We start from the raw sequence: 12770 nt of genomic DNA, 5'->3' as shown, positions 1-12770 counted from the left end.
GCGAGGCCGTCGGGTAACGGCCGGGGCCCTTTCACCGGTCCCGCCGCATACCGTCGACGAACCGTCGTCCGAGCGCGGTGAGTGAACCGGCCGCCGAGAGTTCCTCCAGCAGGGCATCGGTCCGCCGGGCCGATTCGGCGGTCGGCCGCAGCGCCTCGGTCGCCACGCGGGCGTACGTGTCGGCGAGCAGGGCCCCGGTGCGCGGGTCCGCCTCGTCGTACAGGTCGCACACGTCGAGGACGGCGTCCAGGAGACCGAGGCGGAAGGCGCGCACCAGATCTACGGCGAGCCGCACCGGATCTCCGCTCAACTCGACTCCGAGGCCCGCGAATCCCGCTCCGGAGGAGACACTGTCCGGGTCCGCGGCGCCGACGAGCGGTGTCACCACCCGCACACCGGCCGCCATTCCGGAGGCCACCCCCGGCAGCGTCTTGCGGATCAACTCCCAGGCCTGCGGGAGCAGATGCCGCCACTCCTCGATCTCCTCGTCCGTCAACCGCTCCCGGACGGGCCGGTCGTAGCAGTCGCGGTAGGGGTCGATGTCGTCCAGTGCCACGTCGAGGCCGTCGGCCCGCAGCCGTCGCAGGTGCTCCCACCCGGGTGCGCCGGCGCCGATCCGGTCACCGGTCAACTCCACTGTCTCCGCAGCCTGTTGGGTGCGCAGCCGTCCCGCCCCGGCGAGATGGGCGAAGCCTTCGCGGACGGGCACCGTGACCCGGTCGACAGCGCCGGCCGGCAGCGCGGCGGCGGCGACCAGTGAGGCCAGATGGCCGGACGGGGCTTCGCCGTCGAGGCAGCGCACGAGCCATGTCCGGGTGTAGGGATGGGACAGGAAGGGCTCCAACAGCGCACCGTCCCGACGGCCGAGCCGTAGCGCCAGGTCCCAGGCGGGCTCCCACAACTCGTCGTCCCCGTGCGGCAGTTCACGGTCGACCATGGTGAGCAGTTGCCGGGTCACCGCCTGTCGCGCCCGGACCAGCTCCCGCACCGCCGTGCCGTCGTCGCTGCCGTCGGCGAGGGCGTCGAACCCCTCGATCGGCCGGTCGGCTCCGGCGCCCGTGCGGTGGTCGATCGAGCGGATCAGTGCTTCGAGATCGGCGCAGAAGACCGACGGGTTGTCGAATCCGCTGGCGTCGCCCCGGTACCGGTGGGCGAACAGGCCGCCTCCGCAGGAGCGCACCACGGGGCAGGACCGGCATTGTTCGCTCAGTCCCGCCAACCCCTGCTGCCGGGCGGCGATTCCGGGATGACCGGCCACGTCGTCGAGGGTGTTGTCGAAGACATCCTCACCGGTGGCCGGGGCGCCGTCGTACGCGGTCTTGAGCGAGTCCGCCTGCTCGAACGTTCCGTCGGTCTCGATCACCACGACGTCGGCGGGCGCCAGCCCCATGGACTCGGTCAGGCTCAGTCCGCCGCCGAGTGTGCTGATCACCGAGTCGAACAACCGCACAGGCATGGGGCGGCCTTGGGCGTCCCAGCGGTCGTAGACCGCCATCAGCCAGTCGGCGTACGGCGTGGGGACCGCGTCGGGGCGCGGGGGCGGGTCGTCCCAAGTGGCGTGCGGCAGAAGGAAGTCGATGCGCGGGGGGTCCAGTGCGGCCAGCGCGTCGTAGGCGGCGACCGGACTGTTGCGTACGTCGATGGTGCACAGGAGGCCCGCGTAGAGGTGGCGGTAGCGCTCCTGTCGCAGCAGTGCGACGGCTGCCAGCACCTTGTCGTAGCTGGTGCGGCCGTTGGCGAATCGACGGTGCAGGTCGTTGGCGGCCTGGTCGCCGTCCAGGGAGATGCCCACCCGGACGTCGAATTCGGCGAAGAGATCGAGATAGCGCTCGCCGAGTTGAACGCCGTTCGTGTGGATACGTAGATCGAGTTCGGCGATTCCGCTCAGCGCGGTGTGCAGTTCCTCGCAGATGCGCCGCAGCCGGGCCGGGCCCGCCAGGAGGGGCTCCCCTCCGTGCAGGATGACCTGCACGGAGGGCAATGCATGGGTTTTCGCGTGTTCCGCCAGACGCAGAGCAGTCCACGAAATGACCTCCTCCGAGATCACTTTGGGGCGGGAGGTCCAACTTTGATCGGCATGCTCGTACACATAGCAGTGATCGCACGCAAGGTCGCACCTGCTGTGGACCTTGAGAACGATTTGCCGAAGTGGAACCAGCGGACTGGTCATTCTGAAGGAATCGCTGTCATCAAATAGAAGACTGGAATGTGACCCGGGCGCCCTCTCGACTGTGCGTGGACGAGAGCGCACGACGTACCCCTCGGACACTCCTCGGGTCGTGCGGAGCGTCAAGTTGCGTCATGGCCGCAGCACGGTTGGCGACAACAGTCGGCTGCGAAATGGTTCTTGCTGAAATGATCACGGCATTCCCTGATCAGGAGGGCGGCGAGGCGGCAGAACAAGCCACCTCTTCACCGCACAGGCGAAAGTCTCAGGGAACACGCTATCGCGGACTGGCCCACCACGTTAGCCAACGCCGACGGCGGATTCTTTACCGCAGGTCAGCGGGCCTATCGCTGTGGGTGTGTTGGGCCAGTCGGGTAGTTTCTTCCCTCACCATAGCGTTCGTATGCGCGCAGCGTCCCGGCAAAGTCGCCCCGCCACCCGGTACCGGCCAATCTCCGCCGTGCCGCGTCATGCGTGGAGCCGTGCCGCGTCATGTCATGGGTAGAGCCGTGCCGCTTCATGCGTAGAAACGGGACAGACTCTGCACCACCGCCGCCGGCTTCGGCCCGCCCTCGATCTCGATCGTCCCGTCGACGGCGATCTGCACCCCTCCCGGTACGTCCTCCACCGAGGCGAGCCTCGCGGCGAGCCGGATCCGCGACCCCACCTTGACCGGTGCGGGGAAACGCACCTTGTTCAGGCCGTAGTTGACCTTCGTGGACACGCCCTCGACGTCGAGCAGTTCGGTGAAGAGCGGGATGAAGAGAGAGAGGGTCAGATAGCCGTGCGCGATGGGTGCGCCGAAGGGACCCGCCGCGGCTTTCTCCGGGTCGACGTGGATCCACTGGTGGTCGCCGGTCGCGTCGGCGAAGGTGTCGATGCGTTCCTGGGTGACCTCGATCCACTCGCTGGTGCCCAGGTCGCTGCCCGCGAGCTTCTTGAGTTCGTCGAGGCCGTTGACGGTGATGCTCATAAGTAGCCTGTTCCTTGGGGGAGCTGAGGGTTGCACGTGGGCTGTCTACTGGTCGCCGAAGTGCTTGCGCACCCGGGACTTGAGGAGCTTCCCCGAGGCGGTGCGCGGGAGTTCGTCCGCGACCACCACCGACTTGGGGATCTTGTACTTGGCCAGGCGGCCGGCCAGCGAGGCCAGTACCTCGTCGGGGTCCAGCGAGGCGCCTTCCCTCGGTACGACGACCGCCCGCGGCACCTCGCCCCACTTGTCGTCCGCGACGCCGATGACCGCGCACTCGACGACATCGGGGTGGGCCAGGAGCAGGTCCTCGATCTCGGCGGGGTAGATGTTCTCCCCACCGGAGATGATCATGTCCTTCATACGGTCGACGATGTACACGTAGCCGTCGTCGTCGGTCCGGGCCGCGTCCCCGCTGCGGAACCAGCCGTCGGCGAAGACCGCGGCCGTCTCCTCGGGCAACCCCCAGTAGCCGGGCATGACGTGCGGTCCGCGGACCACGACCTCGCCGGTCTCGCCGACGTCGGTGGGGGTGAAGTCGGGCCGGACGACCCGTACGTCGCTGAAGAAGTGCGGTACGCCCGCCGAACCCGCCTTGCTCACCGCGTGTTCGGCGTCCAGGAACAGGGTTCCGGGCGCGGCCTCCGTCATGCCGTAGCCCTGGAGGAAGGTCAGGCCCCGCTCCTGGTAGGCGGCGATGAGCGGGGACGGGACCGGGGAGCCGCCGCAGGTGAGGATGCGCAGCGAGGACAGGTCGGCGTCGGCCCAGCGGGGATGCCGGGCGATCCGGTCGAACATCGTCGGCACCCCGAACATGAAGGTGATCCGGTGCCGTTCGACCAGGTCGAAGGTGGCGTCCGGGTCGAAGGACTCGACCAGGACGCAGGTGCCGCCCTTGAGCAGCACCGGCAGGGTGAGCATGTTGAGGCCGGCCGTGTGGAACAACGGGGCGGAGACCAGGGCGCGTTCGTCGGCGATCAGGTCGGTGTCGACGAGGACGTTGAGCGCGTTCCAGGTCAGGTTGCCGTGTGTGAGCATGGCGCCCTTGGGGCGGCCGGTGGTGCCCGAGGTGTACATGATGATGCAGGTGTCGTCGGCGGTGACGGGCTCGTCGATCGGCTCGGCGGACGCCGCCGCGAGCAACTCCTCGTATTCGGGGCCGACTTCGATGTAGACGCGTACGTCGGTGCTGCCGGGCAGTCCGGCGACGATGGCGGTGTGCGTCGGGCCGTGGACGAGGATCTTGGCGCTGGAGTCGGCGAGTTGGTAGGCGATCTCGGGGGCGGTGAGCCGGGTGTTGAGCGGGACGAAGACCGCGCCGAGCGTGCCGGCGGCGAACAGGGTCTCCAGGTAGGAGGGGTGGTTGGGGCCGAGGTAGGCGATACGGTCGCCGCGGCGGACGCCCCGGGTGCGCAGGGCGTGGGCGAGGCGGGTGGTTCGTGTGTGCAGTGTGCCGTAGTCCATGGCCGAGCCGTCGCCGACCGCCGACGATCCGCTGTCGCGTGCCGACGATCTACTGTCGGCTGTCGACGAACTACCGTCGTCTGTCGACGATTCATGGGCGACTGTCGACGGACCACCGTGGGCGGTCGACCGTCCACCGGCGGTCGTCGACGAGCTACGGGAGCTGGTCGATCGTCCATCGCCGACCGTCGACGAACTACCAGTGCCGGTCGGCAAACCACCGTGCCCCACGGGCGGCCCATCGCCGACTCCCGCAGTCGATCCACTTCCGACCGCAGGCGATCCATCGCCGACCGTAGACAATCCACCATCGACCGCAGACGATTCACCGTCGACCGGAGACAATCCTCCGTCGACCGCAGTCGAGCCACCGTCGACCGCAGACAATCCGCTGTAGACCAACGCCGTGCGGTGCGGGGTCTTGCGGGCCCGGCGTGCGGGCCAGGAGCCCAGTCCCTCGTTGCGCATCCGGTGCCCCTTACGTCAGCCCGAGCAGGCGGGCGGCGTTGTCCTTGAGGATCTTCGGTCTGACCTCGTCCTTGATGGGCAGTTTCTCGAAGTCGGCGAGCCAGCGGTCCGGGGTGAGGACGGGGTAGTCGGAGCCGAAGAGGACCTTGTCCTTGAGCAGGGTGTTCGCGTACTGCACGAGCTGCGGCGGGAAGTACTTCGGTGACCAGCCGGAGAGGTCGATGTGGACGCCCGGCTTGTGGGTGGCGACGGCGAGGGCCTCGTCCTGCCAGGGGAAGGACGGGTGCGCCAGGATGATCTTGAGGTGGGGGAAGTCCGCGGCGACGTCGTCCACGTGGAGGGGGTTGGAGTACTTGAGGCGGATGCCGCCGCCTCCCGGTACCCCCGCGCCGATGCCGGTCTGGCCGGTGTGGAAGAGGGCGATGGCGCCCGTCTCCTCGATGACCTCGTACAGGTCGTAGGCCACGGCGCGGTCGTTGGGGAAGAAGCCCTGGATGTTGGGGTGGAACTTGAAGCCCTTGACGCCGTACTCCTCGACCAGCCGCCGGGCCTGCTTCACGCCCGCTCGGCCCCGGAACGGGTCGATGGACGCGAAGGGGATGAGGACGTCGGCGTTGGCGGCGGCGGCCTCGGCGACCTCCTCGTTCGGGACGGGCTCGGTGCCGGTCGCGGACTCGGCGTCGACCGTGAAGATCACGGCGGCCATCTTCCGTTCGCGGTAGTACGCGGCGGTCTCCTCCAGGGTCGGCTTCCGCTTGCCCTCGACCTTGAAGTAGGCGGAGGACGCGTCGTGGAGGTCGTCGTCCAGGGAGGAGTGGCCCTTGGAGGACACCTCCGCGTGGGTGTGGACGTCGATCGCGACGAGGTCGGTCAGGTCCATCACGCCTCCGGCAGTTTCGGTGCGGGGATGCCGACCGACTGGAGTTCGGCGCCGACCGAGGTGGGGAAGGCGACGGCGAGGGTGTCGGGGGTCCAGCCGCCGTCGGCGTAGGCCGTGCTGATCTCCTGCGGGTGGGACCAGAGTGCCACTTTGTCGCCGCCGATGCCGATGGCCTGGCCGGTGATCGAGCGTGCGGCCTCGGAGGCGAGGAAGGGGACGAGGGCGGCGCAGTCCTCGGGGGTGCCGAAGCCCTCGCCCTTGCGGAGGAAGTCGGGCAGCGGAGCACCGTGCTTCATGGCCTCGATGTACGGGGCGAACGCGGGGATCGTCTCGGTCATCGCGGTCGCGGCGACCGGCACAATCGCGTTGACGGTGATGCCGGCGCGGCCGAGTTCCATGGACCAAGTGCGGGCGAAGGCGGCGATGCCGGCCTTGGCGGCGGAGTAGTTGGTCTGGCCGAAGTTGCCGCGCTGTCCGGCGGGCGAGCCGACCAGGATGAGGCTGCCGCCCTCGCCCTGTTCGCGCATTCGTACGGCGGCGGCGCGGGCGCAGGTGAAGGTGCCCTTGAGGTGGGTGGTGATCACCGCGTCGAAGTCCTCGTCGGTCATCTTCCACAGCACCTTGTCGCGCAGGATGCCCGCGTTGGTGACCAGGACGTCGAGTCGTCCGAACTCCTCGACGGCACGGTTGACCAGGCGTTCGGCGGCCTCGGTCGTGCCGACCGGGACGACCTCGGCGACGGCGGTGCCGCCCGCCTCGGTGATCGACTTCACGGCCTGGTCGGCCACCGCCTCGTCGATGTCGTTGACGACCACGGACGCGCCGTGGGCGGCCAGGGCCTGCGCGTAGGCGAGGCCGAGGCCCCGGCCACTGCCGGTGACGACGGCGACCTTGCCGGTCAGATCGATGCTGGGCACGAGCGAGTCCCTTCACAGGAGGACACGTGGTCCAAGAAGTACTGCGGCTGCGAGATCGAAGCTAAGAGCAATAATTGTTGACGTCAATAGTTGTTGCCGACGGACCAGGTGCGTCACACTGACCTCGAACCACCGCACGCCCCACCCCGGGGCCTCTACCCAGGGAGCCCGCCATCGCCCGCCAGCAGCACGCCGCGAACCCCCCGATCGACGCGCACGAGCCGTGGATGCGCGGGCTGCACGCGGACACCGGTTACCTCCTGTACCGGCTGGGCCTGCGCTCCGGCCAGCTCTTCAACACGTTCCTCCAGGAGTCGGGCCTGCGCCTGCGCCACTACGCGCTGCTCCGCTTCCTGGCCACGTCCGAGGGCGCCCTCCAGCGCGAGCTGAGCACGCGGCTGGGCTACGACCCGAGCGCGATCGTCGGCCTGGTCGACGACCTGGAGAAGCTGGGATTCGCCGAGCGGCGCCCTTCCCCCGACGACCGGCGGAGCCGCATCGTGGTCCTGACGGAGAACGGCCGCGGTTTCCTGCGCGACACCGACGAGGCGGGCCTGCGCGTCACGAACGAACTCCTCGGCCCGCTGGACACGGCCCAGCGGGAGACCCTGCACACGCTGTTGCAGCAGGTCGCCGAGGACGGACTCGCCTGACGCCGGACAAGGAGGTACGGCGATGAGCACGATCCGGTCGGAGACGCCCGCCCGCTCCGCGCGCCAGGCAGGAACGACCCGTTCCGCCCCCGACCGGCTGCTCGCCGTGCTCGCCGCCTTCGACCACGAGCACACGGCCCTGTCGCTGTCCGACATCGGCCGCCGGGCCGGACTCACCCTGACCACCGCGCACCGGCTCGCGGGCGCCCTCACCGAGTGGGGCGCGCTGGAGCGGGACGCGTCCGGCGTCTACCACGTGGGACTGCGGCTGTGGGAGATCGCGGCGCTCGCGCCCCGCGGCCTGGCCCTGCGCCAAGTGGCCCTGCCCTACCTGGAGGACCTGTACGAATCGACGCACGAGAACGTGCAGTTGGCGGTGCGGGACGGCACTGAGGTCGTCTACACCGAGTGGATCTCGGGCCGTTCGGCGGTCGGGGTGCACATCCGGGTGGGCGCCCGCTGGCCGCTGCACGCCACCGGCGTCGGCCTCGCCCTACTGGCCCACGACGACCCGAACGCCCAAGAGGCCTACTGCGCAGGCGAGTTGGCGTCCTTCACGCCGTATACGATCACCGATCCGGTACGGCTGCGGCGGGTGCTGGCCGAAGTGCGGCGCGCCGGCGTTGCGGTGAGTGACCGTCAGGTCACGGACGACGCGCTGTCGGTGGCCGCTCCGGTGCGCGGGCCGGACGGTGCGGTGGTGGCGGCCGTGTCGGTCGTCGTGCCCCAAGTGGACGCCCAGGTACCGGCGTTGATCCCGGCGGTACGGCTCGCGGCGCGCGGGATCTCGCGGGCGCTGGGGTGGCGGCCGGAGCCGTGACGGGATCGGGATCGGGATCGGGATCCGCCGGGCCCGGCGCGGATATCCCTCGTACCGGCGAGGCCCTGCCGGTGTGACGTCGCGATACTGGAACGGCCCCTGCCCCGAGGAGCCGCCCATGCGTGTGCAGCACTGGGCGGACATCGTGCGGCGGCGCCGCGAGGAGGCCGTCGCCGATGTCGCGCCGCGGCGCCTGGAGATCCTCACCGCGCGCGAGGAGGAGACGCTGCGGCCGCTCGCCCGGGGTCTGTCCAACGCCGAGATCGCGACGACCCTGTTCGTCAGTGAGCACACGGTGAAGACCCATGTCAGCAATGTGCTGGGCGAGTTGGGGCTGAGGGACCGGGTGCGGGCGGTGATCTGCGCGTACGAGACAGGGCTGGTGACACCCGGGGCGCCCTGACGAACCCGCCGCTAGCGGCACGGGTCAGGTCGGGTCGGGTCCCGGCGCTCCGGGGCCCGCCGACCCGTCGTCCGCCGGTCAGCAGATGGACGACCAGCGGTGCGAACGGAGCTTGTAGTTGAGGCTCGACCACGTACCGCCGTGCTGAGCGATGAAGTAGCAGGTGGTACCGCCGTAGTTCGCACCGCTGTAGAGAACGACCCAGTCGTACGAGTTCGACGTACCGTTGTTCTTGGCCGACCCGACGACCTGGTCGTCGGCCCAGGAACACACGACGGGAGCGGTGTACCAGTCCGTGTCGGCGTTCGTCCACGTGCACCGGCTGCCCGTGCCGGCGGTGCCGGTCCAGATGCACAGATCACCGCTCGGACAGTCCCACGCCGCCTGCGCCGACGCACTCGCCGAACTCGGTGCGATCAGGCCCAGGGCCGCCAGGGCGAAGGCGATCGCCGCGGCGAAGAGGGTTCTGCGGCCCCGCCGGGGTGTGCGGCCGGGCTTCCGGTCGTGCTCCTTCGCGTACGAGGACATCCCGTGGCCTTTCTCGTGGAGGGTGCCAACTGGCCTGCCACTGGCGGGAATTCATGTTCCTGGGCCGGGTATGTCCTTGTCATTCTCATGCGAGTGCGCTGACACTTCGCAGGTCGGCAACGGGAGCGGACGGGGAAACGGATGCTCCGCTTTCATTTCACGCAGGAGGACCTCACCAAGGTCAGAGTGGCGACCGAGCCGCACGCGCTCTGGGAGATCGCGGTCAGTCTGCACCGGCTCCAGACCCGTGAAGGCCGCTGGGCCTACGCGCCCTGGTTCCGCGCCGCGTCCGACTCGTTGCGGCGGGCCGGGCTCGAACGGACGGTGAAGTCCTTCCTGTTGCCGCTCTTCCCGCGCGCCAGTTACTTCCCCGATTTCCTGACGCCGCCGGAGGGCGCCCACGGGCTGGAGGCCGGGCTCGACGCCCTTTTGGCGACCGGGCGGGAGCGGGTGGTGAGCGAGGTCGGCATGCTCACCCGGGCCGTCGGTGCCCCCGCCTGGGCGCACCGGCTCACCGAGCGGGACCTGCGCGAACAACTCGTGGACGCCCTGCGCGCCTACCACCGTGCGGTGATCGCCCCGCACGAGGAGGCCATCCAGGAACGGCTGCACGCCGAGCGGGCCCGGCACGCCCACGCCCTGTTCCACGCCGGGACCGAAGGCATGCTCAACGGACTGGGCCCCACGATCCGCTGGCGGCCACCGGTCCTGGAGATCGATCCGTATCCGGACCACCGCGACGTCCATCTCGACGGGCAGGGGCTGCTCCTGATCCCCTCCCACTTCTGCTGGCACACTCCCGTCGCCCTGGCCGACCCCGGGCTCCCGCCCGTGCTGCTCCACCCCGTCCACCACCGGCCACAGACGGCATCGCACACCGACTCCCCGCCCCTGAACGTGCTGCTCGGCCCCACCCGCGCCGCGATCCTGAGAGCCAGCGCGACCGGCTCCACGACCACCGAGGCCGCCCGCCGGGCCGGTGTGACACCCACGACGGCCAGCCATCACACGGCCGTCCTGCGCGACGCGGGCCTGATCACCAGCCACCGCCACGCCAACACGGTCCTGCACACGCTGACCCCGCTCGGCGCCGCCCTGCTGCGAACGGGGCGGGGCAGCCACTGACGCCGGCCCCCAGCACCCCTACCGGGACAGGGGATTCCTCCCCCGCGGGAGTGAGAGGGACCTCCGTCTCACCCGTGCGACCGAGCCGCCGAAACCCCTCGCTCCGGCGATCCGACGCCACCCCCTCCCCCACCAGTCTGGGACGCATGTCATCCGATGCCCCGCCGGGAGGGACCGTGCTCGTCCCACTCGCCCGGGCGGCGACCCGCCGTCCACTGACCGTGATCACCGTCTGGGTGCTCTTCCTGCTGCTCGGGTTCGGGCTGGGGACGGGCGTGTTCGGGCGGCTGTCCGACAATGTGCCCGAAGTCCCGGGCACCGAGTCCGAGTTGGCCGCGCGGTATCCCGACCGGGTCGATCCGACCGGTGAGACCGTCACCGGTGTCGTGGCGGGCGTCGCGGTCTCCGACCCCGCCCTGCGCGACCAGGTCGAGCGAGCCGTGACCGACGTCCGTGCGCTCGCCGGAGTCGCCGCCGTACCGGACCCGTACACCACGCCCGGCCTCACCTCGCGGGACGGGCGGGCGCTTTTGATCCCCGTCACGCTCAGGGGCGGGCTGGACGACGACGCCGAGGAGCAGGCGGTGGACGCGGCGGCCGACCGGATCCGGGAGATCGACGCGCCCGAAGTCCATGTCAGCGGCGGTCTGTTGCTGGGGAAGCAGATCCGTGAGCGGGCCAACAGGACATTCAGCGCGCCGAGTTGGTCTCGCTGCCGGTCGTACTCGCCCTGCTGCTGGTCGTGTTCGGCGGTCTGCGGGCCGCCGCGCTGCCGCTGGTGATCGCGGTCAGCGGGATCGCGGGGGCGTTCCTGGCGCTGTTCGGCTTCAGCCAGGTCACCGACATCTCGGTGTACGCGATCCAGGTGACCACGATGCTGGGGCTCGGACTCGCCGTGGACTACGCCCTGTTGATGCTGGTCCGCTTCCGCGAAGAACGCCCGGACACGGCGGACGTGGTGGAGGCGGTGCACCGCACGGTGGCCCGAGCGGTCCGTACCGTGCTGCTCTCCGGGCTGACCGTCGCCCTCAGCCTGACCGGTCTGCTGGTCTTCCCGAGCACGTTCCTGCGCAGCATGGGCCTCGCGGTGGCGGCCATGGTCGTCGTGGTCGTCGTGGTCGTCGTGGTCGTCGTGGTCGTCGTGGTCGTCGTGGTTGTCGTCGACATGCTGGCCGCGATCACGCTGCTCCCGGCGCTGCTGGCCCGGTTCGCCGCCGGGATCGCGCCGGCGCGGGCCAGGCCCGGGACCGAGGAGGGGCGGGTCTTCGCCCGGCGGGCCCGCTTCGCGACGCGCCGCCGCATCGCCGTCCTCGCCGTCGCCGTCCTCGTCCTACTCGTCCTGGCCCTGCTCGTCCTGGCCCTGCTCGTCCCGGCACTGCTCGTCCCGGCACTGCTCGTCCTCGCCCTGCCGGTCACCGGCCTGCGGATCAGCATCGGCGACGCCCATCAGCTCCCGCGCAGCACCGAGGCACGGCGGTTGTACGACACGGTCGACGCGCACTTCCCGGCCGGAACCGGAGTCTCCCCCGTCACCGTCGTCCTGCGACCGGGCACCGACGCCGCGACCGCCGACCGTATCCGCGCCCTCTCCCCGACCGCCACGTCCCGCGCCCTGCCCGACGGCGGCACGGTCCTGTCCCTACAACCGCCCGGCAGCGCCGACGGCAGGGCGGCCACCGACCTCGTCCGGAAGGTCCGGGACATGCGGGGAACTGGACCGGTCCAAGTCACCGGTACCGCCGCCCGGTTGGTCGACTTCCGCGCGACGCTCACCGACCGCGCCCCGCGGGCCGCCGAGACCGTCCTCGCCGGGATCTTCCTCCTCCTGTTCGCCTTCACGGGCTCGGTGCTGATCCCGCTGCGCACGATCGCGACCACCCTCCTCAGCCTGGGGGCCGCGCTCGGCGCGGTGGTGTGGGTCTTCCAGTACGGCCATCTCGCCGGCGCCCTCGGTGCGCGGGGGCTGGGCGCGTTGAGCCTGACGGCGCCGCCGCTGATCGTCGCGATCGCCTTCGGGCTCGCCATGGACTACGAGCTGCTCATCCTGGCCCGGATGCGCGAGGCCCGGCGCCTGACAGGCGACGACCAGGAGGCCGTGGTGACCGGTCTGCGCCGCTCGGGCCGGGTGGTCACCTGCGCCGCCCTGCTCCTCGCTGTCGCCTTCGGCGCCTTCATGACGGGCGGCTTCTCCCCGATCCTCCAGATCGGTCTCGGCCTCACCCTCGCGGTGCTGATCGACACAACTGTCGTACGGATGCTGCTGGTTCCGGCGGCGATGGCGCTGCTCGACCGACGGGACTGGTGGGCACCGAAGGTGCTGCGCCGGGCGCACGACCGGTTCGGCCGCGTGAAGAGGCGCCCGTGGAACGGGAGTT

The 12770-nt window shown here is 70.4% G+C and carries 8 protein-coding genes and 3 pseudogenes; 5 read left to right on the top strand and 6 right to left on the bottom strand.

Features of this window, described 5'->3' with window-relative positions:
- Positions 1 to 31: 31 nt before the first annotated feature.
- The 5 genes and pseudogenes from ACWIHT_RS13880 to ACWIHT_RS13860 form a co-directional block, all read right to left on the bottom strand.
- Complete coding sequence (locus ACWIHT_RS13880; RefSeq protein ID WP_456167731.1) at positions 32 to 2170, bottom strand: FxsB family cyclophane-forming radical SAM/SPASM peptide maturase; 2139 nt, start codon at positions 2168 to 2170, stop codon at positions 32 to 34.
- A 514-nt stretch (positions 2171 to 2684) separates the two neighbouring features.
- Positions 2685 to 3140 carry a MaoC family dehydratase gene (locus tag ACWIHT_RS13875; protein ID WP_399120447.1) on the bottom strand — a complete coding sequence of 152 codons (456 nt, stop codon included), beginning with the start codon at positions 3138 to 3140 and terminating at the stop codon, positions 2685 to 2687.
- Between the two features lie 45 nt (positions 3141 to 3185).
- Positions 3186 to 4682, bottom strand: a pseudogene (locus ACWIHT_RS13870) (acyl-CoA synthetase); the annotation flags it as partial.
- Between the two features lie 397 nt (positions 4683 to 5079).
- Complete coding sequence (locus ACWIHT_RS13865) at positions 5080 to 5949, bottom strand: amidohydrolase family protein (protein ID WP_456167728.1); 870 nt, start codon at positions 5947 to 5949, stop codon at positions 5080 to 5082.
- On the bottom strand, positions 5949 to 6866 hold the full coding sequence (locus ACWIHT_RS13860) for an SDR family NAD(P)-dependent oxidoreductase (protein WP_456167726.1): 918 nt from the start codon (positions 6864 to 6866) through the stop codon (positions 5949 to 5951). The genes ACWIHT_RS13865 and ACWIHT_RS13860 overlap by 1 nt, the downstream gene beginning before the upstream one ends.
- A 227-nt stretch (positions 6867 to 7093) precedes the next feature.
- Between ACWIHT_RS13860 and ACWIHT_RS13855 the strand changes: the two genes are divergently transcribed.
- The 3 genes and pseudogenes from ACWIHT_RS13855 to ACWIHT_RS13845 all read left to right on the top strand — a co-directional run.
- Positions 7094 to 7519 carry a MarR family winged helix-turn-helix transcriptional regulator gene (locus ACWIHT_RS13855; protein WP_456167724.1) on the top strand — a complete coding sequence of 142 codons (426 nt, stop codon included), beginning with the start codon at positions 7094 to 7096 and terminating at the stop codon, positions 7517 to 7519.
- A gap of 22 nt (positions 7520 to 7541) precedes the next feature.
- On the top strand, positions 7542 to 8339 hold the full coding sequence (locus ACWIHT_RS13850) for an IclR family transcriptional regulator (protein WP_456167722.1): 798 nt from the start codon (positions 7542 to 7544) through the stop codon (positions 8337 to 8339).
- 136 nt (positions 8340 to 8475) lie between these two features.
- Positions 8476 to 8742 (top strand): annotated as a pseudogene (locus ACWIHT_RS13845) (response regulator transcription factor); the annotation flags it as partial.
- A 78-nt stretch (positions 8743 to 8820) separates the two neighbouring features.
- On the opposite strand, the gene ACWIHT_RS13840 reads toward ACWIHT_RS13845, so the two are convergent.
- Positions 8821 to 9270 (bottom strand): peptidase inhibitor family I36 protein, encoded by a 450-nt coding sequence (locus ACWIHT_RS13840; protein WP_456167720.1) that lies wholly within the window; start codon positions 9268 to 9270, stop codon positions 8821 to 8823.
- A gap of 141 nt (positions 9271 to 9411) precedes the next feature.
- Between ACWIHT_RS13840 and ACWIHT_RS13835 the strand changes: the two genes are divergently transcribed.
- On the top strand, positions 9412 to 10395 hold the full coding sequence (locus tag ACWIHT_RS13835; protein ID WP_456167718.1) for an ArsR/SmtB family transcription factor: 984 nt from the start codon (positions 9412 to 9414) through the stop codon (positions 10393 to 10395).
- Positions 10396 to 10571: 176 nt separating this feature from the next.
- Positions 10572 to 12756, top strand: a pseudogene (locus tag ACWIHT_RS13830) (MMPL family transporter); the annotation flags it as partial.
- Positions 12757 to 12770: the final 14 nt, after the last annotated feature.

This window comes from Streptomyces sp. NPDC002276, assembly GCF_053891435.1.
This window is presented reverse-complemented; position numbering and strand designations above follow the sequence as displayed.